20 protein-coding genes are annotated in these 20,626 nt (G+C 40.3%); 19 read left to right on the top strand and 1 reads right to left on the bottom strand.

Annotation, left to right across the window (positions count from 1 at the left end; translation table 11 throughout):
- The first annotated feature begins 1 nt into the window (after position 1).
- The 16 genes from atpA to sufB all read left to right on the top strand — a co-directional run bounded on the left by atpA (position 2) and on the right by sufB (position 15,421).
- The gene (gene atpA, locus FD50_RS08750) at positions 2–1,513 is read left to right on the top strand and encodes a F0F1 ATP synthase subunit alpha (protein WP_056961182.1); all 1,512 of its coding nucleotides are present in this window, start codon (positions 2–4) and stop codon (positions 1,511–1,513) included.
- An 18-nt stretch (positions 1,514–1,531) separates the two neighbouring features.
- The gene (locus FD50_RS08745) at positions 1,532–2,479 is read left to right on the top strand and encodes a F0F1 ATP synthase subunit gamma (RefSeq protein WP_056961181.1); all 948 of its coding nucleotides are present in this window, start codon (positions 1,532–1,534) and stop codon (positions 2,477–2,479) included.
- A gap of 21 nt (positions 2,480–2,500) precedes the next feature.
- Complete coding sequence (gene atpD, locus FD50_RS08740) at positions 2,501–3,910, top strand: F0F1 ATP synthase subunit beta (RefSeq protein WP_056961180.1); 1,410 nt, start codon at positions 2,501–2,503, stop codon at positions 3,908–3,910.
- Positions 3,911–3,924: 14 nt separating this feature from the next.
- Positions 3,925–4,350 carry a F0F1 ATP synthase subunit epsilon gene (locus FD50_RS08735; RefSeq protein WP_056961179.1) on the top strand — a complete coding sequence of 142 codons (426 nt, stop codon included), beginning with the start codon at positions 3,925–3,927 and terminating at the stop codon, positions 4,348–4,350.
- 330 nt (positions 4,351–4,680) lie between these two features.
- Entirely contained in the window at positions 4,681–4,917 is a 237-nt protein-coding gene (locus FD50_RS12550; protein WP_315972239.1) for a DUF1146 family protein, read from the top strand.
- A 55-nt stretch (positions 4,918–4,972) separates the two neighbouring features.
- Positions 4,973–6,277, top strand: coding sequence for a UDP-N-acetylglucosamine 1-carboxyvinyltransferase (gene murA / locus FD50_RS08730; RefSeq protein WP_056961178.1), 1,305 nt, complete (start codon positions 4,973–4,975; stop codon positions 6,275–6,277).
- 177 nt (positions 6,278–6,454) lie between these two features.
- Complete coding sequence (gene mreB / locus FD50_RS08725) at positions 6,455–7,462, top strand: rod shape-determining protein (protein WP_056961177.1); 1,008 nt, start codon at positions 6,455–6,457, stop codon at positions 7,460–7,462.
- Positions 7,463–7,486: 24 nt separating this feature from the next.
- Positions 7,487–7,738: a membrane protein insertion efficiency factor YidD gene (gene yidD / locus FD50_RS08720; RefSeq protein WP_056961358.1), complete on the top strand. Its 252-nt coding sequence runs from the start codon at positions 7,487–7,489 to the stop codon at positions 7,736–7,738.
- A 21-nt stretch (positions 7,739–7,759) separates the two neighbouring features.
- Positions 7,760–7,981 carry a DUF2969 family protein gene (locus tag FD50_RS08715; RefSeq protein WP_054757533.1) on the top strand — a complete coding sequence of 74 codons (222 nt, stop codon included), beginning with the start codon at positions 7,760–7,762 and terminating at the stop codon, positions 7,979–7,981.
- 87 nt (positions 7,982–8,068) lie between these two features.
- The gene (locus tag FD50_RS08710) at positions 8,069–9,268 is read left to right on the top strand and encodes an FtsW/RodA/SpoVE family cell cycle protein (RefSeq protein WP_235803456.1); all 1,200 of its coding nucleotides are present in this window, start codon (positions 8,069–8,071) and stop codon (positions 9,266–9,268) included.
- A 483-nt stretch (positions 9,269–9,751) separates the two neighbouring features.
- Positions 9,752–10,105, top strand: a complete 354-nt coding sequence (locus tag FD50_RS08705; RefSeq protein WP_054758127.1) for an arsenate reductase family protein — start codon at positions 9,752–9,754, stop codon at positions 10,103–10,105.
- A gap of 120 nt (positions 10,106–10,225) precedes the next feature.
- A complete protein-coding gene (sufC, locus tag FD50_RS08700) occupies positions 10,226–11,005 on the top strand; it encodes a Fe-S cluster assembly ATPase SufC (RefSeq protein WP_056961175.1) in 780 nt (259 codons plus the stop codon).
- A gap of 12 nt (positions 11,006–11,017) precedes the next feature.
- A complete protein-coding gene (gene sufD / locus FD50_RS08695) occupies positions 11,018–12,310 on the top strand; it encodes a Fe-S cluster assembly protein SufD (RefSeq protein WP_056961174.1) in 1,293 nt (430 codons plus the stop codon).
- Positions 12,291–13,529, top strand: coding sequence for a cysteine desulfurase (locus FD50_RS08690; RefSeq protein ID WP_056961173.1), 1,239 nt, complete (start codon positions 12,291–12,293; stop codon positions 13,527–13,529). The genes sufD and FD50_RS08690 overlap by 20 nt, the downstream gene beginning before the upstream one ends.
- Entirely contained in the window at positions 13,516–13,956 is a 441-nt protein-coding gene (sufU, locus tag FD50_RS08685; protein WP_056961172.1) for a Fe-S cluster assembly sulfur transfer protein SufU, read from the top strand. The genes FD50_RS08690 and sufU overlap by 14 nt, the downstream gene beginning before the upstream one ends.
- Positions 13,957–14,017: 61 nt before the next feature.
- Positions 14,018–15,421 carry a Fe-S cluster assembly protein SufB gene (sufB, locus tag FD50_RS08680; RefSeq protein WP_056961171.1) on the top strand — a complete coding sequence of 468 codons (1,404 nt, stop codon included), beginning with the start codon at positions 14,018–14,020 and terminating at the stop codon, positions 15,419–15,421.
- A gap of 419 nt (positions 15,422–15,840) precedes the next feature.
- Here the strand turns inward: sufB and FD50_RS08675 are convergent, their stop codons facing one another.
- On the bottom strand, positions 15,841–16,506 hold the full coding sequence (locus FD50_RS08675; RefSeq protein WP_054758143.1) for a GIY-YIG nuclease family protein: 666 nt from the start codon (positions 16,504–16,506) through the stop codon (positions 15,841–15,843).
- 511 nt (positions 16,507–17,017) lie between these two features.
- Here FD50_RS08675 and FD50_RS08670 point away from each other — a divergent pair.
- From FD50_RS08670 to FD50_RS08660, 3 genes are all read left to right on the top strand, one after another.
- Positions 17,018–18,271, top strand: a complete 1,254-nt coding sequence (locus tag FD50_RS08670; RefSeq protein ID WP_156653523.1) for a hypothetical protein — start codon at positions 17,018–17,020, stop codon at positions 18,269–18,271.
- 16 nt (positions 18,272–18,287) lie between these two features.
- Positions 18,288–19,436 carry a hypothetical protein gene (locus tag FD50_RS08665; RefSeq protein ID WP_056961169.1) on the top strand — a complete coding sequence of 383 codons (1,149 nt, stop codon included), beginning with the start codon at positions 18,288–18,290 and terminating at the stop codon, positions 19,434–19,436.
- Positions 19,437–19,754: 318 nt separating this feature from the next.
- Positions 19,755–20,594 carry an aminoglycoside phosphotransferase family protein gene (locus tag FD50_RS08660; protein WP_056961168.1) on the top strand — a complete coding sequence of 280 codons (840 nt, stop codon included), beginning with the start codon at positions 19,755–19,757 and terminating at the stop codon, positions 20,592–20,594.
- Positions 20,595–20,626: the final 32 nt, after the last annotated feature.

Raw genomic sequence — 20,626 nt, 5'->3', positions numbered from 1 at the left:
TATGAGCATTAAGGCTGAGGAAATCAGTGCTCTGATTAAGCAACAATTAGCAAACTATCAAGATGAGCTCAGAGTTGATGAAGTCGGGACAGTTACATATGTCGGTGATGGGATCGCTCGTGCAACTGGTCTGGATAATGCCTTAGCAGGAGAGTTGTTAGAATTTGATGATGGTACTTATGGTATGGCTCAAAACTTGGAGTCAAATGATGTTGGTATTGTTATTTTAGGTTCTTTCAAGGGAATCCGTGAAGGTGATAGTGTAAAACGCACCGGTCGTATTATGGAAGTTCCAGTAGGCGAACAAATGATTGGCCGTGTTGTTAATCCTTTAGGACAGGCCATTGATGGTCTGGGTGAAATAAAAGTTGAGCGGACTCGTCCAATTGAAAAAAAGGCACCAGGTGTTATGCAACGCCAATCAGTTAATGAACCACTTCAAACTGGTATTAAGGCGATTGATGCGTTAGTTCCAATTGGTCGTGGTCAGCGTGAATTAGTAATTGGGGACCGTAAAACAGGTAAAACTTCAATTGCGATTGACACAATTATTAACCAGAAGGATCAAAACATGATTTGTATCTATGTTGCGATCGGACAAAAAGAATCGACTGTTAGAAGTCAGGTTGAAACGCTACGCAGTTTTGGCGCGATGGAATATACAATTGTAGTTGCAGCGGGTCCTTCTTCTCCAGCACCGTTATTATGGCTTGCACCATATGCGGGAGCTGCCATGGGTGAAGAGTTCATGTATAATGGTAAACACGTTTTAATTGTATATGATGATCTTTCAAAACAAGCCGATGCATACCGTGAGCTGTCCTTGATTTTGAGACGTCCGCCTGGTCGTGAAGCTTATCCTGGTGATGTTTTCTATCTGCATTCTAGGTTGCTGGAACGTGCGGCTAAGTTGAGCGATAAATTAGGCGGCGGTTCAATGACTGCATTGCCATTTATTGAAACCAAAGCTGGGGATGTTTCTGCATATATTCCGACAAACGTGATTTCAATCACAGATGGTCAGATTTTCTTAGATAGTAATAACTTCTATTCTGGAATTCGGCCTGCGATTGATGCCGGAACTTCTGTTTCACGTGTTGGTGGTTCTGCTCAGATTAAAGCGATGAAGAAGGTTTCAGGAACTTTGCGGCTGGATCTTGCTTCTTATCGTGAACTGGAATCTTTTGCTCAATTTGGTTCTGACTTGGATGAAGCAACCCAAGCTAAACTTGCTCGTGGTCGGCGGACAGTTGAAGTCTTGAAACAGCCACTGCATAAACCACTCGTTGTTGATAAACAAGTTTTGATTTTATATGCTTTAACACATGGCTTTTTAGATGCAGTTCCAGTAGATGATATTACACGCTTTCAAAATGAGTTATTTGATTTCTTTGACAGCAATCATAAGGATTTGCTTGATGGAATCAAGAAAACGGGTAACTTACCTGAAACAGAAAAACTTGATGCTGCTATCAAAGATTTTGCTGCCGGCTTTCAGTCTACAGCTAAATAGGAAGGTTGGTGAGAGCTAATGGGAGCTTCTTTGCAAGAAGTTAAGCGCCGTATTTCTTCGACAAAGAAAACAGAGCAGATCACAGGTGCCATGCAAATGGTGTCAACTGCTAAACTGAGTCAAATCCAGCGACATGCTACTGGATATCAGGCATATGCAGAAAAGATCCGCAGTGTCATTACTCATCTTGCAAAATCACACCTTTTGGATAGTGGGGTTGCCAGCAGTTCAGCAGCTTCAAACCATGCAGATGGAGATCAGATTAATGGTTTGGAAATGCTTGTCAAACGTCCTGTAAAAACGACAGGAATTATTGTGGTTACTTCAGATCGTGGGCTTGTTGGCAGTTACAATAGTAATGTGATCAAACAGACATTGGACCTGATCACAAATGGTAACCATTCTACTGATGACATTGTAATTATTGCAATTGGTGGAACAGGCGCAGATTTCTTCAAAAAGCGTGGCTTCAATGTTGCCTACGAATATCGCGGTGTAAGTGATATTCCTAAATTTAGGGAGACACATGAGTTGGTGAAGCGAATCATTACAATGTACAGTGAAGAAATTTATGACGAATTGTATGTTTGCTATAACCATTTTGTCAATTCAATGACTTCTGAGTTTAGAGCAGAACCAATGCTGCCAATTTCAGCAATGAATATCGGGAGCGAAGGTCTTGGAGAAGAGTCAGCGTCCGGCTTTACGGCTGAATATGAGATGGAACCTTCTGAAGATGCAATTTTGGAAGTTGTTTTACCGCAGTATGCTGAGAGCTTAATATATGGCTCGATTCTTGACGCTAAGACTGCAGAGCATGCATCTAGTTCGACTGCAATGAAATCAGCGACTGATAATGCTAAGGATATTATTTCATCCTTGGAATTACAGTATAATCGTGCACGCCAGAGTGCAATTACAACTGAAATCACTGAAATTACTGGTGCACAAGCAGCTCTGGATTAAGATGATGGGAGGAATGAGTAGATGAGTTCTGGTAAAGTAGTTCAAGTTATCGGACCTGTTATTGACGTTCAATTTCCTCTTAGTGAAACTTTGCCTGATATCAATAATGCATTGAATGTTGAGCGCGGAGACGGCTCAAACTTAGTCGTCGAAGTTACACTTGAACTTGGTGATGGTGTAATGAGGACGATTGCGATGGATTCCACAGATGGGGTTCAACGTGGTGCAAAAGTTGAGGATACTGGTTCATCAATCAGTGTTCCAGTCGGCAAGGAAACATTAGGAAGAGTTTTCAACGTCTTAGGTCAAACAATTGATGGTGGCGAGGAATTCGGTCAAGATGCAAAACGCAATCCGATTCACCGTGATGTTCCTCCGTATGATCAATTGAATACAAAAATTGAAATTCTTGAAACAGGAATTAAAGTTATTGACTTGTTAGCACCTTACATTAAAGGTGGGAAGATTGGATTGTTTGGTGGTGCCGGTGTTGGTAAGACAGTTTTGATTCAAGAACTGATCCATAACATTGCCCAAGAACATAATGGTATTTCTGTTTTCACGGGTGTTGGAGAAAGAACTCGTGAGGGGAATGACCTTTACTTTGAAATGAAAGAATCCGGTGTTCTGGAAAAGACTGCGATGGTGTTTGGTCAGATGAACGAGCCACCTGGTGCACGTATGCGGGTTGCGCTGACTGGTTTGACGATTGCGGAATATTTCCGTGATACTGAAGGACAAGATGTCTTGCTCTTTATTGACAATATCTTCCGCTTCACACAGGCTGGTTCTGAAGTTTCTGCTTTGTTGGGACGGATTCCTTCAGCCGTTGGTTATCAGCCGACGTTGGCAACTGAAATGGGTCAATTGCAAGAAAGAATTACTTCAACGAAAAAGGGTTCAGTTACTTCAATTCAGGCTGTTTATGTCCCTGCCGATGATTATACTGATCCTGCTCCAGCTACAACCTTTGCGCATTTGGATGCAACTACTAACTTGGAGCGGAGTTTGACACAGCAAGGAATTTATCCAGCCGTTGATCCTTTAGCTTCAACTTCAAGTGCTCTTTCGCCAGAAATTGTTGGGGAAGAACATTATAAAATTGCGACAGATGTACAGCATGTATTACAACGTTACCGCGAATTGCAGGATATCATCTCAATTTTAGGGATGGATGAATTATCTGATGAAGAAAAGGTAATCGTGGCACGTGCACGTCGGATTCAATTCTTCTTATCACAGAATTTCCACGTTGCTGAGCAGTTTACCGGCGTTCCAGGTTCTTATGTTCCTGTCAAAGAGACGGTTAAGGGCTTCAAGGAAATTCTTGAGGGCAAGTATGATGATCTTCCTGAAGATGCCTTTCGTTCTGTCGGACGGATTGAAGAAGTCGTTGAAAAAGCTAAAAAGATGACTAGCAAGAGCAAGTAGGGAGGTAACGCGAAATGGCTGAAGAAAAGCTATTGACAGTTAATGTGGTTACCCCTGACGGCAGTGTTTATGATGAAAAAACTCCAATGGCGGTTTTTAAAACCACTGTTGGCGAGCTGGGAATTCTGCCAGAACATATTCCGTTATTGGCTTCACTCGAAATTGATGAAGTCCGGGTTAAAGTTCCCGGAACTGAGGACAAATTTGATGAGATTGCTGTCAATGGAGGGTTTGTAGAGTTCTCCAATAACATTGCAACAGTCGTAGCTAATAGTGCCGAGCGTAAAGAAAATATTGATCTTGCGCGTGCTGAACGTGCACGCAAGCGTGCACAGGAACGTTTGGAAAAAGCGCGGCAAGAGCAAAATATCGATAAGCAACGACGTGCTGAGATTTCATTACGGCGTGCACTTAATCGCTTGAATATTTCTAAACACTAGTTACTAAACAACAAGATTGCTCTAAAGTTATGAAGATTGAGGTGTTAACAGGTACATACCAAACCTGTTAATGACCAGCACAAGTTAAATAGAGATTATGTTAAAGTGAAAGCTTTGACGTAATCTCTATTTTATTTTCATTGGATATTTAGCATAATTTTTTTATTATTTTAGTAGACTTTTCATAAAAAATAAATTTCTTTTTTAGGTCTGAAATATAAGGTTTGCGTAATTCGCCAAAATAAAATATTAAAATATTACAAAAATGTTACTTGACACAAGACGTCATATTTTTTTTATGATATTATTAAGCTATGGATTTTGGAGGGTATGAAAATGAAATACGAAGGAATTATGGCTTTATTAAATCTTATCAGTAGCTTTGCATTTATTTTGCTTACGTTCTTTTGCCTGCAATCTTTAAGGCTCGATAGGTACATATCCTCACAAAGACAGAGAAATTTTAGTTTTTTGATTATTTTGATTTCGGTTGCGATCGGCTACGCTTGTAGTTCGTTTTTTATTGATTTTATCAATAATGTGCGGAACTTATCGTATCTTCTGTAAGAGAAATTTTGTGGTTTAAATTAATTTCAGCGAAACTTATTTGGAGGAATTCACATTGGAAAAAATAATTGTTCATGGAGGAAACAGGTTAGAAGGTACAGTTCAGGTTGAAGGTGCGAAGAACGCTGTTTTGCCGATTATGGCTGCCAGTTTATTAACTGACGAAGGAACTGTGCATTTGGATAACGTGCCTGTCTTGTCCGATGTGTACATGATGAATAATGTTTTACGTTTTTTGAATGTCAAAGTTGAGATGAATGAAAAAGAAAAGACAGTTGATCTAAATGCTGCTGCGAAGCTTTCATATGAAGCTCCCTTTAAATATGTTTCGAAAATGCGTGCTTCGATTGTGGTCTTTGGACCGCTCTTGGCACGCTTAAAACATGCGAAGGTTGCGATGCCTGGTGGCTGTGCGATTGGATCACGTCCAATCGATCTGCATCTTAAGGGACTTGAGGCTATGGGAGCCCAAGTTGAACAGCATGATGGTTTTATTGAGGCGACAACAACTGGTTTGGTTGGCGCCGACATTTACCTTGATTTTCCAAGTGTGGGTGCGACAGAAAATATTATGATGGCTGCAACCCTTGCAAAGGGGACGACGGTTATTGAAAATGTTGCGCGTGAACCAGAAATCGTGGATTTAGCTAATGTTTTAAATAAAATGGGCGCCCAAGTTTCCGGAGCAGGAACTGAGCGCATCAAGGTTGTAGGGGTAGCTGAACTTCACGGGGTTGCGCATACAATTGTTCAGGATCGTATTGAGGCTGGAACTTTCATGGTTGCAGCTGCGGTTACGGGCGGTAATGTGTTGGTCGAAAATGCAATTGCAGAGCATAATCGTCCTTTAATCTCTAAGCTTGAGGAAATGGGCGTCTCCGTGCAGGAAGAAAGCCAAGGAATTAGGGTGATTGGAACCACTGCAATTAAACCGACAAATGTTAAAACGATGCCTTATCCTGGCTTTCCGACTGACATGCAGCCGCAAATTTCAATTTTACAGTTACTTGCTCAAGGAGAAAGTTTAATTACTGAAACCGTATTCGAAAACCGTTTCATGCATTTTGATGAATTAAGACGGATGAATGCCAAATTTAGAATTGACGGTAATTCAGCTTATTTGCAAGGACCAACACACTTCCATGGTGCTGAAGTGGCGGCAACTGATTTACGCGCAGCTGCAGCCTTAGTTTTAGCTGGATTGGTGGCAGAAGGGTATACTCAAGTCACTAATTTGAAGTATTTGGATCGTGGTTATTATCATTTCCATCAGAAATTAGCGGCTTTAGGTGCTGAAATTACACGGGTTAGTGAAGATGAAGTGACGACTGAACAGTTGAAAAAAGCAAGTCGCTTATAAATTGTTTCTTTTTTGCTAAGAAGTTTATTTTTTGGTTAGAGAAAGCTGATTTATACGATTGGATATTTTTGTGCTTACCTATTTATGCTATAATTAAATAGGTTTTTTGAGTGTAAGTTAACGGTAAGAGCAACCGCCGGATGGATACATAATGGGGCTGATTAAAGGAGAATAATTATGGCTAAAGATATTGGGATCGATCTGGGAACTGCTAATGTTTTAATAAATATCAAGGGTAAGGGAATCGTTTTGAATGAGCCTTCAGTAGTTGCAATCGATACCCAGACTGGTCGTGTTTTAGCTGTCGGGTCAGAGGCATATAAAATGGTCGGACGGACCCCCAGCAACATTCGAGCAATTCGTCCCTTAAAAGATGGAGTAATTGCAGACTTTGATATGACAGAACAGATGCTTTCCTACTTTATTAAAAAATTGAATGTTAAGGGGATCATGTCAAAACCTAATATTTTGATATGCTGTCCTACAAGTACGACTTCGATTGAACGCAAGGCAATTAGACAAGCCGCTGAAAAGTCAGGCGGCGGCGGTTCTGTCTATCTAGAAGAAGAGCCTAAGGTTGCTGCAATCGGAGCCGGACTTGACATCTTCCAACCGCGCGGCAGTATGGTCATTGATATCGGTGGTGGGACTAGTGACATTGCAATTATTTCGTTAGGGGATATTGTTGTCAGTCGTTCACTGCGAACTGCCGGAGACCGTTTGAATATGGACATTATGACTTATATGCGCAAATCACATGGGCTTCAGATTGGTGAACATACCGCGGAAAAGATTAAGATTGAAATTGGGACGGTTGTTCCTGGTCATCGCACAAAGGAAATGGAAGTACGTGGACGAGATATTGTAAATGGTCTGCCGCGGACGGTCACACTTTCTTCAGACCAGATTGAAAAGGCATTGCATGACACAATGCTTTCAGTTATTGAAGCTGCCAAAGAAGTTCTTGAGCAGACACCACCTGAGTTGGCAGCTGATATTATTGATCGTGGAATCGTCCTGACTGGTGGCGGTGCACTTCTTGATGGCATTGACAGCTTGTTTGCTAAATATCTGAAAGTTCCGGTCGTAGTAGCAGATACTCCTCTTGATGATGTTGCGTTGGGAACAGGCTTTTTGCTGGAACATATTGAAAAAAACAGTAAAAAGAACAGAAAGGCTAAATAAAGCGAATGAGGGGTGGAGAGAATGATGAAAAAAATCCTGCTCTTATTGATTCGGATGTATCAAAGGGGAATTTCCCCTTTTTTTCCGCCCAGTTGTCGCTATTATCCGACTTGTTCTAATTATATGTTGCAGGCAATTCAAAAGCATGGTGCTGCGAAAGGATTCTTAATGGGGTTCAGTCGTATTTTAAGGTGTCATCCTTTTGTACGCGGAGGGTACGATCCTGTACCTGAAAAGTTCAGTCTGAGACGCAACCCAAAAAATAATAAAATATGATGAAACTTTAGGAGGAGTAGCGTGTCTAAAAGAGAGAAAAATATTGAGATTGTGGAAGAAGAACAGGAAGTAAACGGCACTCCGGAAACTAATTTAAAAATTGGGACGGTAAGTGTGGGCTCTGTCAAGCAGGATGGGCAAAAATTCATCGCTGTCTTTCCAAACGGAGAAACTTTTAGAACTGGATCGCATAAGGAAGCAGTTAATTTGCTGATTCGGGAATATCATCTTCACCGCAATTAAGACAGTTGAGGGGGGCTGTGACAAAATGCTTGTTTTGTTACGGCTCTTTCAATTTAAAGCATGGCTTTATTTTTAAGGAGGGCAATTTTGGCACAAAGACAGCTGACGAGAGAAGATAACGCGGATGTACGGATTGATTATGGAATCATTTTTTCCGTACTGACTTTAGCTGTGATTGGAATGGCCTCAATTTTTGTGGCTGCCAACCACGATACCAGTACAACCAGTATTGGTAAGATGCTTGCGATGCAATTGGTCTGGTACTTGATCGGAACGGTTGCGGTGGTGATCATCATGCAATTTGATGCTGAACAGTTATGGAAACTGGCACCGATTGCTTATGGAATTGGGATTACTATGTTGGTACTTGTTCTGTTTATGTATAGCAGGAGTTATTATGCAGACACTGGTGCTAAGAGCTGGTTCTCGTTTGCAGGGATAACTTTCCAACCTTCTGAGGTTATGAAGCCGGCATATATTATGATGCTGGCACGTGTTGTGGCGCAGCACAACAATGAGTATCCGGTTCACACGGTTAATAGCGACTGGCACTTGCTTGGAAAAATGTTCGCTTGGAGTGTACCAATTCCAATTTTGCTTAAACTTCAAAATGACTTTGGGACAATGCTTGTTTTCTTCGCGATTCTTGGTGGAGTAATCCTTGTATCTGGGATTACCTGGAAAATTATCATCCCAGTCGCTTCAATTGTGGGAATAGTGGGGTCATTGTTGATTGCACTTGTAGTATTTTGGCGAGGTATTTTACTGAATATTGGTTTTAAAACTTATCAATTTCAACGAATAGAAGCATGGCTTGATCCTTCAGCTAATACATCAGATAGCAGTTATCAGCTCTGGCAAAGTATGAAAGCAATTGGTTCTGGTAAGTTGTTTGGGAAAGGTTTTGATGTCTCAAATGTATATGTCCCCGTGCGCGAATCTGATATGGTTTTCTCTGTAATTGGAGAAAATTTTGGTTTCATTGGAGGATGTGTTTTGATTTTCTTGTATCTCTTGTTGATTTTCCAGATGATTCAGGTCACATTTGATACAAAAAATGAATTTTATGCTTACCTCTCAACCGGTGTTATTATGATGATCTTATTCCATGTTTTTGAAAATGTGGGGATGAGTATTGGATTATTACCTTTAACAGGGATTCCGTTGCCGTTTATCAGTCAAGGAGGTTCGTCTTTGATTGGTAATATGGTTGGAGTTGGTTTAGTCATGTCAATGAGGTATCATAATAAGAGTTACATGTTCAGCAGCAGTCGTGAATTTCACTAACCTAGGTAACAAGATGTAATAATGCAAAGTTTGGAAAAGTAGGTTACCAAATAAAAATCATATTTGATGTGTATCAAATAAAGAGAGTGTGACATAAGTCGAAAAAATTTGAGTGCTAACTCGAAATTACTTATAGCGAGTACTTTGCTAAATTCGCAGTTAGACGGAGAATTTTGACTTATGGAACACGTTTATCCGGAATAAAAGAGGGGCTGTGACAAAAGTTAACTTTTGTCACAGCCCCTTTATTAGCTACTCAATCCTTCTATTCGTAATGATTTGCAGCCGATTACTAATTACGTAGAGTTTTAAAAGGTACCTATTTTGCAAAGTAACATTATTGGTGCAGCATCTCTATTGATGAGCTAATTTATAGCCAAAAGTTTTCAGAAACAATGCAAAACTTCTCATTATCTATGTAACATGTTCATTTTTTTTTGTATAATAGAATTATTAAAATTAAATGAAAGAGAGCGTGTGTCTATGAAAAAATTTTATTGTTATCGCAGGTGCAGTACCTGTGCTAAAGCACGCAAATGGTTAGTACAAAACAACGTACCTTATCACGAAATTGAGATTGTCGAAACTCCACCAGATAGTACAGAGCTATTGCGGTTGATTGCAACTAAAAAACATCCACTCAAGTACTTCTTTAATACAAGTGGCATTAAGTATCGTGAATTAAAGCTTAAGGATCGGATTGCTGATTTAAGTGATCTCGAAGCAAGCAAGCTTTTGGCTAGTGATGGTAAGCTGATTAAACGACCATTAATGATTGAAGGAGAGCATTTCACTTGTGGTTTTAAAGAGGATCTTTATCAACGTGAATGGCTCTAACGACGGTATTTTATGGATCAGCAAAAGGTTATCTAAATTATGTGCTTGATCGAAGCTAATTGAAATCAAGTAACAGTTAGGCTAGAATGAGAGCGAGTTTTTAAATTGGAGGAAGCAACTATGACAACGCTTGAAGTGAAAGATCTGCATGTTTCAATTGAAGGAAAAAATATTCTCAAAGGTGTCAACTTAAAAATGAAGACAGGTGAGATCCACGCAATTATGGGTCCAAATGGAACTGGTAAATCAACGCTTTCTGAAGCAATTATGGGACATCCTGCATATCAAGTTACACAAGGTGAGGTGTTACTTGATGGTGTAAATATTTTGGATAAACCGGTTGACGAAAGAGCACGTGCTGGTCTTTTCTTGGCAATGCAGTATCCGGCTGAAATTCCGGGAGTGACAAATGCTGAGTTTATTCGCGGTGCAATTAATGCACGCCGTCCGGAAGACGATCCAATGTCAATTCGAGCTTTTCTTAAAGAGCTTGACAAAACAATGTCAGTACTTGATATGACAGAAGAAATGGCTGAACGTTATCTGAACGAGGGCTTTTCAGGTGGCGAGAAGAAGCGCAATGAAATTTTACAAATGATGATGATTAAACCCAAGTTTGCAATTCTCGATGAGATTGATTCTGGGCTTGATATTGACGCATTAAAAGTTGTTTCACGCGGAGTTAATAAAATGCGGGGACCAGAGTTTGGTTCATTAATTATTACACATTATCAGCGCCTGTTGAACTACATTGTGCCAGATGTAGTTCATGTTATGATGGGTGGCAGGATTGTTAAGCAAGGCGGCCCTGAACTTGCTAAGAGACTGGAAGATGAAGGCTATGCAGGGTTACGTGACGAGTTGGGACTTGATATTAAACTCGTCGATGAAGAAGCTTAGAGGAGAGATAATATGACAGTTGAAACCAAGGACTACCTTGAGATCAAAGAATATGCACAAAAGGTGGGCGAACCCGACTGGTTCACTGCCCTGCGACTCAAAGCATTAGAAGCATTGCCGCAGCTGACTCTTCCTTCGTTCGAGAAAATCAAATATCAACGGTGGCCAATTCAGTTAAAAGGGGCACTTAAGCAACGCCATTCTAAACCAGAATTACTACAGCAGCTTTCTTTAAAAGATGCTGCTCATTTAGTAGTTCAGTTAGGCCAAGAAACTGTAACTACAAAGGGATTGGACCTCTTTGAAGAGCAGGGTGTGATTATCTGCGACTGGCAAACTGCTTTACGTGAACATCCCACATTGGTAAAGAAGTACTTCATGAAAAAAGCAATTAAAGTTGATGAAGACTTATTGACAGCGCAGCATGTAGCTTACTTGACTAGTGGTCTCTTTGTTTATATTCCTAAAAATACGGTTTTAAAGGATCCTTTAACCTCCTATTTTGTACAGGATGCAACAGAAAAGCAAGATTATGTGCACCATGTAATTATTGTCGCTGAAGAAAATAGTGAATTTTCATATTTGGAAAACCTGACAACCTTAGGGCAAACCGAAACAACAGCTAATATCATTGTGGAAGTGATTGCGGGAACTAACAGTCATGTTAAGTTTGCAAGCGTGGATCGTTTAGGACGCAATACAACCACTTATCTTAATCGCAGAGGTCATCTCGGGACAAACGCCAAGATCGATTGGTCGATGGGGATGATGAATGACGGTAATATTGTGGGAGATTTTGATTCTGATCTTGTCGGAGACGGGTCTCATTCAGAAGTCAAAGTAGTGGCAATCTCAACGGGCAATCAAGTCCAAGGAATTGACACACGGGTGACTAATAGCGGCAAACATACGATTGGTCATATTCTGCAACATGGTGTCATTTTATCACGCTCCACACTGACTTTTAATGGTATTGGACATATCATAAAAGGTGCAAAGGGTGCCGATGCACAGCAGGAAAGCCGTGTGCTGATGCTTTCCACTAAGGCTAAAGGGGATGCAAATCCTATCTTGTTGATCGACGATAATGACGTAACAGCTGGGCATGCCGCCAGTGTAGGACGGGTTAATCAAGAACAGCTTTATTATCTGATGAGCAGAGGCTTGCCAAAGAAGATTGCTGAACGCCTTGTGATTCGCGGCTTTTTAGGACCAGTGTTAGCAGAAATTCCGTCACAACTGATTCGTGAACAACTCAAAGTTACAATAGAAAGGAAGCTTGTTGATGGACAAAAAGATGAATAATTATGAACAGGACTTCCCAATCTTGAAACAAAAAGTTAATGATGAACGGTTAGTATACCTAGACAACGCTGCCACTTCGCAAAAGCCGCGCGCTGTGATTGCGGCACTAACAAATTATTACTATCATGATAATGCAAATGTTCATCGTGGTGTCCATACTTTGGCGGAACGTGCTACTGAAAAGTTTGAAGAAGTGCGGCTTAAAGTCAAAAACTTTATTAATGCTCCTAGTGAGCGTGAGATTATTTACACTAAGGGTACAACTGAGGGTTTAAACTGGGTTGCTCGAAGCTACGGAATGTCTCATCTTAAGCAGGGGGATGAGATTGTCATTTCTTACATGGAACATCATAGTAATCTTGTTCCTTGGCAGCAATTGGCACAAAAGACGGGTGCACAGTTGAAGTATATCGAACTACTTGCGGATGGACGACTTGATTTGGAAAGTGCACGCCAACAAATTACTGATAAAACGGCGATTGTTGCGTTGACGCATGTCTCTAATGTCTTAGGAGTCGTTAACCCGATTGCTCAGGTTGCAAATCTCGCTCATAGTCATGGGGCAATTATGGTAGTTGATGGGGCACAGTCAACCCCGCATATGAAAATTGATGTACAGTCTTTAGGCGCAGATTTTTTTGCTTTTTCGGGACACAAAATGCTTGCACCTACAGGAATTGGAATCTTGTGGGGGAAGAGTCGTTATCTCAATGAAATGCCGCCTCTTGAATTTGGCGGCGAAATGATTGATTGGGTGCAGCTCCAGGAGACAACTTTTAAGGAAATTCCATGGAAGTTTGAAGGTGGTACGCAAAATATCGCGGGAGTTGTGGGTTTAGGCGCAGCTATTGATTATCTTTCGCAAATTGGAATGGAACAAATTGAGGCGCATGAACAGGCTTTAAGCGCACAAGCATTGCCAGCATTGGAACAAATCAAGGGCTTAAAAATCTATGGACCATTGAATCCGGCGCTGCGAACAGGAATTATCTCATTTAACCTTGATCAACTTCATCCGCATGATGTCGCGACTGCGCTTGACATGGAGGGAGTTGCTGTCAGAGCAGGCCATCATTGTGCACAACCATTGATGAAATATCTTGGAGTCGCTGCAATGGCGCGGGCAAGCTTTTACCTGTATAATACCGAACAAGACGTTGAACAGTTAGTCAAGGCAATTAAGGCAACGAAGGAGTTCTTTAAAAATGGCACTGTCTAGGTTGGATAATTTATACAGGCAGATGATTCTTGATCATGCAGCTCATCCGCACCATCATGGTAAACTAACCAATGCCAAGCAGCAATTGGAATTGCGTAATCCAACTTGTGGCGATGTTTTACAGCTTGAGGTTAGTCTTGACGATGGAAAGATTAGTGAAATCGCGTTTTCTGGAACAGGGTGTACGATTAGCCAAGCTTCAGCCAGCATGATGACGGACGAGGTCTTGCATAAGACACCGGCACAAGTAGAGAAAATGGTCACGACTTTTTCAGAACTGGTAACTGGTCAAGATCCTGCAAATGCTGATGAGATTTTAGGCGATGCAGCGATCCTGGAAGGGGTTACGCAATTTCCAGCACGAATCAAATGTGCAACTCTGGCGTGGAAAGCTATTTATCAGATATTAGCAGAAGTTCAGGATTAGAATTAGAGACGCAGTGTAGAGTTTAAGCGAATGAAGCAAGATAAGAGAAGGAGGCCCAGCAATGGCTGATGCAAATCAACTTGGCTTAGGCGGCGAGTATAAGTATGGGTTTAAAGATAATATTGCCCCCATTTTAACGACTGGTGAGGGTTTAACCGAAGAGACAGTCCGTCAAATTTCGGCAGCAAAAAATGAACCTGATTGGATGCTGGATTTTCGCCTTAAGGCATTTAAACGTTACCAAGAAATGGAATTGCCCGATTTTGGACCAGATTTGTCTGTATTGGATTTGGACCACATTAATTACTTTAGGCGTGATAGTGATCGGATTGCGCGTAAATGGGAAGATGTTCCAGCCGACATCAAAAAGACGTTTGATCGGTTGGGAGTCCCAGAAGCTGAACGAAAATATTTAGCAGGTTCTTCGGCGCAGTATGAGTCAGAAGTTGTTTACCATAATATGCGCAAGGATTTCGAAGATTTGGGAATTGTTTTTATGGATACAGATTCTGCAGTGCAGGAATACCCTGACTTAGTACGCAAGTATTTTGGTAAATTGATTCCGCCATCTGACAATAAATTTGCGGCACTGAACTCAGCCGTGTGGTCAGGTGGGACCTTTATCTATGTACCTAAAGGGGTACGGACTGAGATTCCAATTCAAAGTTATTTTCGGATTAATGCTGGTAATAGTGGACAATTTGAAAGAACGCTGATTATTGTTGATGAAGGTGCCAGCGTGAATTATGTCGAAGGATGTACCGCACCTAATTATTCGCAAGACAGCTTGCATGCTGCCGTAGTGGAAGTGAATGTTTTACGCGATGCGTATTGCCGGTATACCACTATTCAAAATTGGTCTGATAATGTATACAGCTTAGAGACTAAGCGCGCGCGTGCGCAGGAAAATGCCACAATGGAATGGGTCGACGGAAACTTGGGTTCAAAAGTCACAATGAAGTACCCAAGTGTCTATCTGAATGGCGAAGGTGCCCGGGGAACAATGTTATCAATTGCTTTTGCTGGCAAAAATATTGACTCTGATACAGGAGCACGGATGATTCACAATGCCAAGAATACTTCAAGTTCGATTGTTTCTAAATCTTTGTGTAAAGATGGAGGGCGGGTCGACTATCGTGGAAAGGTTCGTTTTGGACGGCATAGTGATGGTTCATTTTCACACGTTGAATGTGACACGATTATTTTAGATGAAAAAAGTGCAAGTGATACAATTCCTTTCAATGAAATTAAAAATGGAAATGTTTCAATGGAGCATGAAGCTAAAGTCTCAAAGATTTCAGAGGAGCAGTTATATTATTTGATGAGTCGCGGAATTTCTGAGGAAAAAGCGACTGAGATGATTATTATGGGATTCGTGGAACCTTTCACCAAGGAACTTCCGATGGAGTATGCAGTTGAGTTGAATAGGCTGATTGAATATCAGATGGAAGGTTCGGTTGGTTAAATTCTCAGTTACGCGGAACCAAACACGACGTTAATAGATATTAAAGAGAGTGTGACATAAGTCGGGAAAATTTGAGTGCTAACTCGGAATTACGAAGATAGCGAGTACTTTGCTATGAGTAATTCGAAGTTAGACAGAGAATTTTGACTTATGGAACACGTTTATGCAGAATAACTAGAAGGAGTGTGCGACATAAGTCGGGAAAATTTTGAGTGCTAACTCGAAATTACGAACATAGCGAGTACTTTGCTATGAGTAATTCGAAGTTAGACGGAGAATTTTGACTTATGGAACACGTTTATCCGGAATAAAATAGGGGCTGTGACAAAAGTTAACTTTTGTCACAGCCCCTATTATGACTAATTTTTTAAAACAGGTTAGGCACACAACCCGCCAAGATTAAACGGTATTGCGATAAATTACCCAAGTTCTTGGTTAACCATGGGTTTGATCGCTGAAACGAGAATATCGTTATATTTAAACCAATCAAAACCGTTTCTATCGTGACCCTGCTTTTCCGCGGATAAGCAGTGATAAAAATCATAGCAACAAATTGCTGCGCGTGAAAGAGTATGTTTTTGACCACAATAACAAAGTACATGGTTTTTACCATCGAGCACAGTGACCTGAATTTTAGGATCTTCCTTAAATGAAAGCTTTGCACCCGCAGGAATGCTCAGATATTTAAAAGTTCTATTAGGACGTGAACCGATTTTACGCGTAATTATCTGATAAGTTTTACCGGTAATTTTTGAATTATATTCTTCTGGGCGAATTAAGGCTGCGTGTTCATCGTTGAAGGTCAGCAGATCGAAAGCTGTTTTGACCTGATTATAGGTTGCTTTAAAGAATTCTTTGGAGGTGCTTTCGCGTTTGTCAGCTAAAGCACTATGTAATAAACGTTCGGCGTGTTTATAGTTATTGAGCTGGACTGCAAATAGTAGTAGTGTTGGTTTCCCATCTGGAATACCAGTATTATTTAGTTGTGCTAATCGATTTGTTAAATTTTTTGTTTGTCCAATTTTGATATACCCAGGAAAAGATTTATTTTCCAAGGCGTAGACGAATCCTAGATCTTCTTCCATTGCAATGTGCTCCTTAATCCAACATTAAAATCATAATTTCAAACTGCTTTTTACTAAAATTCTCGTTGACAGCGATGGCTGTTAACCAAGCGAAAGTTTGCAATAATGTTACTGCTTATTTTCAAAAAATTCAAGCTAAAAAAAGAATTGTCTAGCAAAATGAAAGTTTTCTGTGTTAAAATAAGAGCGTGGAATTGATCTCTTGATATTAAGGGGGGTGAGAGGTATTGAATGCATTTCCGAAAAACTGTTGCTTAAGTGACTGAAAGGAAGTGATCCTTATATCTCCTAGCAAGTAGGTGACTTGCCTTTGTAAGATATGAAGGGGGCAAAGATAATCTTTTCCCGAATTCAATATATTCCACATTAATAAGAAGAAATTAACAGTCAGGTTGTGACAAAGCAGATGTTTTGTTGCAGCCTCTTTAATTTGGAAAAATAACAAAAGCTGCAGTGATTTGGTGGAAAGTTGCAGAAGTTGACCAAGTGGCAGTTCTGGAAAGGAAAAAAGATGAAAAAGGTCTTTTTGGTAATCATTGGATTTATCGCAATTTTTTGTGGAGTTGGTTTTTTTCAGGAAATGATCTGGCGGCAGTATCAAGTTCCAAAAATTAGTGGTCAAAAAGCAACACAATTCGATATCAGCAGTGCAACTGAAGAAATTATGCAAAGATACAATAAAAGACTGACAGGGTGGCGGGTACCATATAATTATCGCATCGGCCGTGGATACACAGGAACGATCAGTGATATTGGCAATGATACTACCATGGTCAAAGTAAAAATTTATCCAGCTAGTTTAAACCGGCAGGCACTGAGATTTTTTAAGGGAACTGCACAGCATGGACAAGCCATTAATAGTACAACTTTTTGGAAATTTTCTGCTGACAACAAGCAGTGGCATGTCGATTCTGTTAAAGGAAAACTTACGAAAAGTGTTCCTGCAGCGAGAAAAATGTTTTCTTCAAAGGAGTCAAGTAATAAGCAGCAAGAATCCTTGCCGATACAAACTCCGCAAAAAAATAGTAATGCGCAGTATCGTTTTTTGACAGAAAACAAAAAATTGTATGTCACGTATGATGGTGGCAAGAGCAAGATTGAAGTTCCAGGTGGTTATACGAATGTTTTTAGAACGGCATCTGAAACTAGCAATGAGGACCTAAATAGCGGCAGTTATTTAATTTCACCACAATTTACAGCATTTATTGCTTACCAAGATAAACAAACGGGACTCCTTTTTCGTTTGCGGACAGGTTCTTGGCATTTTTCAGCATTACCAGAAAATGGTTATCGGGCAAATGCATTTATTTCACAGGTGGGAGGGACTTTATATGTGACGTATGCGGTTAACCGTTCCCTAGGGACAGACTATTATGAAACTGTCAAAACCACCGATTTGAGATCTTGGACGGCGGTCCCATTAAAGGAGACCGTTCTTAGTAATTTGAGCTGCGTCTTTTGGGAAAATACTAGGGAGTGTTACTACGCCTCTAAGCTCCATGGGTTACAATATTCAAGTGATGGTGGGCAGAACTTTACTAGTGTAAGCTATGACATTCCTAATAGTTTTAAGCAAACTACGGGTGAGTCGCCCTTTAATTCTCCAGTAAATATGTATTATGCAGCAGGAAAGCTGTACTTAAGAGTTGGGCAAGGCGAAGCGGGCGATTATGCAAAAAAGGGGCAGTTGCAAGAAGGACTCTTTGTAAGAAGTGAGACTGCAACCAATTTTAAATTTGTCAAGGAACAGCCTGCGCGAGATTAAAAAGGAGAGACTTTCATTGAAAAAGATGCGTGTTTTAATTGCGCTTGTGACTGCAATTTGTGCAACATTTTATTTATATAATGCAGCCAAGCTTTATTTTGTTTTTCACGACTTTCGCCAAGGAACGCAGCTTTTAGTAGCAGGAGGGGCCGTCAGCTTATTGTATTTTAGGGAGGCTTACTTAGGACTGCATGTTTCCCAAGTACCTGCGCTTGCTCCCAGTGTTATCTGGAAAAAGAGTGAAAGGCAGCTGCTATTAACTACACTTGCTTTTTTAGCTGCTGAAGTTGGGATTAGCATTGCTGCTTTGCGTTATGCAGAACTTCTTAGTTATCTGAGTGTGCTGCCGTTACTGCTTTTTTATGGGTTGTTGCTTTGGCTTTTCCGAGTTTGGGTACATCATAAGACACACAAAAATGAGCAACTGCAAGCAAAGATTAGGACCTTAAGTCTGCAGCCTTTATTCAAAGGAGAACTGGCAAAAGATCAGCGCGCCTATCAACTATTGCAGCACAGTATAAATTTGCGTTTGTTTTCTTTTGAACTTTACTTGTTTTTTATTTTGATATTATTTCTAACCTTTATCATGTCAAATAGTTCTAGTCAATTTGGAATTTCATGGATGTTTCTTATAAGTAGTCTGATCATATTTTTTGGGGCGTTAGTAGTGTGTGAGAACAGCCGACTTTTAAGCTTAAAACATAAAATTGATCAAGGACACTATCAAAGTGTCTGGGGATTCATCAAACTTTATTTTGCGGTGCCGCAAACCAAGATGACGTTGATTAGTACCGTAATTAGTGAGTATGCTATCGCGGTTTTATATGCGTTGGGGGCTTATCAAGAATGTCATCATTTGGCAAAAGCATTAATATTTACCCCTAGAATACAGCCGTATGTTCTCCGATATCAGTGTGCAGCTTTAATTGAACTTGGAGAAAAGAACGCAGCACAACAGATACTTGACCAACTTAACGAGCGGCTTACAAAAAGCAGTTTAAAGAAAAGACACCAACAGTTGTACGTCAGTGCCGCAATTTTTCAAGCATATTTAGAAGGTGAAAATCAAGTTGCGCGCGCACTTGTGTCAAAACTGCACAGCAATACTGCGACACAACGATTGCTTAAGGAGCGTTTACTTAAACAAATTCAAAAACGTGATTAGAAGAGGTTAGTGCGTACGCCGTTTTATGAAGCCAAGAGCTTAACTTCTATCTCGCATATCTGGTTTAGCAGTGCAGACAATTCCGCTAATCAAAGTGAAGATAAAAAGGGAAAAAACGAGAAGCACGTCAAAGAACTACTGACTTTGTTTTTAGACATGTAATTGCCCCCAAAAAGTAGATTTTATTAGTTTATCAGTCTTAGGGTAACTTGTGACAGTGTACAATACAAGTAATTCAGATTGACCGCACCAAGGGGTTCTTGCCATTTGAGAAATAGTTCAGTACAATATAATTAGTTTAGAATGGGGATGAGAAGGTTGCTGGTCGATTTTTTAAATGATTATTATCAAGCTGATTTGAAGAGTATCCATGATGTTGCAGGCAATCAGCATTTGGTGGGGAATAGCAAAATTTATAAATGCCCCTTGTTTGTTAAAATTTTTAAGGATCCTGAAATGTTTTATGCAGAACAGCATGTAAATCAGGTATACTATCCAGAGGTTTATCTTGATAGTGTAATTTTTGAAGATAATTATGTCGTTACGCTTCACGATCGAGAACTTAAAGATCTTGATGAGCGTGAGATAAACCAAGAACGTGCTTATCATTTTGGCCAGCTTCTCGGCAACTTCCATCTGCAGTTAACGGGAAATGTTAAAGTTGCAGAGTCTAAATTGAAATTATCTGAACAATTACAAGAAAAGGTACAGGCTTTAACCGGTAGTATTTATCAGGCAGATACTGAAATTGTGCTGGAACTTTTACAAAAAGACTTTGACCAGAGTGATCTTGAGTACGAGCAGATCCCTAAAGTCGTACTTCATGGTGATTTTAGTGTACGTAATATCATGGAATATCAGGGAAATGAGATCTTGATTGACTTTGAACGTGCACATATGGGAACTGCGTATCAAGACTTTATTAAATTTTTTTATAATGAAGTCAGGGAACCTGCATTACGGAATATTTTTTTGAAAGGCTACAGTGCAGTGCATGAGTTTGAAATTCCGGGACATGCTTTACAACGTTGCCTTCTGTTTCTCTGTGCGCTAGAAATTTGTGAATATAATCTAACTCACCCAGGGCGTAAATTTGGTTCGATGGCGGCAGGGATGATTAAAACGATTAAAAATAAAGATGCGATTCTTTCGCTTTAATAACTTACAGCCATACTGTAGGCTAAAATAAG

This window comes from Liquorilactobacillus satsumensis DSM 16230 = JCM 12392 (assembly GCF_001435195.1).
Taxonomy (GTDB): domain Bacteria; phylum Bacillota; class Bacilli; order Lactobacillales; family Lactobacillaceae; genus Liquorilactobacillus; species Liquorilactobacillus satsumensis.
The sequence above is the reverse complement of the archived record's forward strand: the minus strand, read 5'-3'. Positions and strand labels throughout refer to the sequence as shown.

What these genes read in the sequence shown, in the direction of transcription:
- atpA (WP_056961182.1), top strand. Translation starts at nt 2, where the DNA reads ATGAGCATTAAGGCTGAGGAAATCAGTGCTCTGATTAAGCAACAATTA.
- FD50_RS08745 (WP_056961181.1), top strand. Translation starts at nt 1,532, where the DNA reads ATGGGAGCTTCTTTGCAAGAAGTTAAGCGCCGTATTTCTTCGACAAAG.
- atpD (WP_056961180.1), top strand. Translation starts at nt 2,501, where the DNA reads ATGAGTTCTGGTAAAGTAGTTCAAGTTATCGGACCTGTTATTGACGTT.
- FD50_RS08735 (WP_056961179.1), top strand. Translation starts at nt 3,925, where the DNA reads ATGGCTGAAGAAAAGCTATTGACAGTTAATGTGGTTACCCCTGACGGC.
- FD50_RS12550 (WP_315972239.1), top strand. Translation starts at nt 4,681, where the DNA reads ATGAAAATGAAATACGAAGGAATTATGGCTTTATTAAATCTTATCAGT.
- mreB (WP_056961177.1), top strand. Translation starts at nt 6,455, where the DNA reads ATGGCTAAAGATATTGGGATCGATCTGGGAACTGCTAATGTTTTAATA.
- yidD (WP_056961358.1), top strand. Translation starts at nt 7,487, where the DNA reads ATGAAAAAAATCCTGCTCTTATTGATTCGGATGTATCAAAGGGGAATT.
- FD50_RS08705 (WP_054758127.1), top strand. Translation starts at nt 9,752, where the DNA reads ATGAAAAAATTTTATTGTTATCGCAGGTGCAGTACCTGTGCTAAAGCA.
- sufC (WP_056961175.1), top strand. Translation starts at nt 10,226, where the DNA reads ATGACAACGCTTGAAGTGAAAGATCTGCATGTTTCAATTGAAGGAAAA.
- sufD (WP_056961174.1), top strand. Translation starts at nt 11,018, where the DNA reads ATGACAGTTGAAACCAAGGACTACCTTGAGATCAAAGAATATGCACAA.
- FD50_RS08690 (WP_056961173.1), top strand. Translation starts at nt 12,291, where the DNA reads ATGGACAAAAAGATGAATAATTATGAACAGGACTTCCCAATCTTGAAA.
- sufU (WP_056961172.1), top strand. Translation starts at nt 13,516, where the DNA reads ATGGCACTGTCTAGGTTGGATAATTTATACAGGCAGATGATTCTTGAT.
- sufB (WP_056961171.1), top strand. Translation starts at nt 14,018, where the DNA reads ATGGCTGATGCAAATCAACTTGGCTTAGGCGGCGAGTATAAGTATGGG.
- FD50_RS08675 (WP_054758143.1), bottom strand. Translation starts at nt 16,506, where the DNA reads ATGGAAGAAGATCTAGGATTCGTCTACGCCTTGGAAAATAAATCTTTT.
- FD50_RS08670 (WP_156653523.1), top strand. Translation starts at nt 17,018, where the DNA reads ATGAAAAAGGTCTTTTTGGTAATCATTGGATTTATCGCAATTTTTTGT.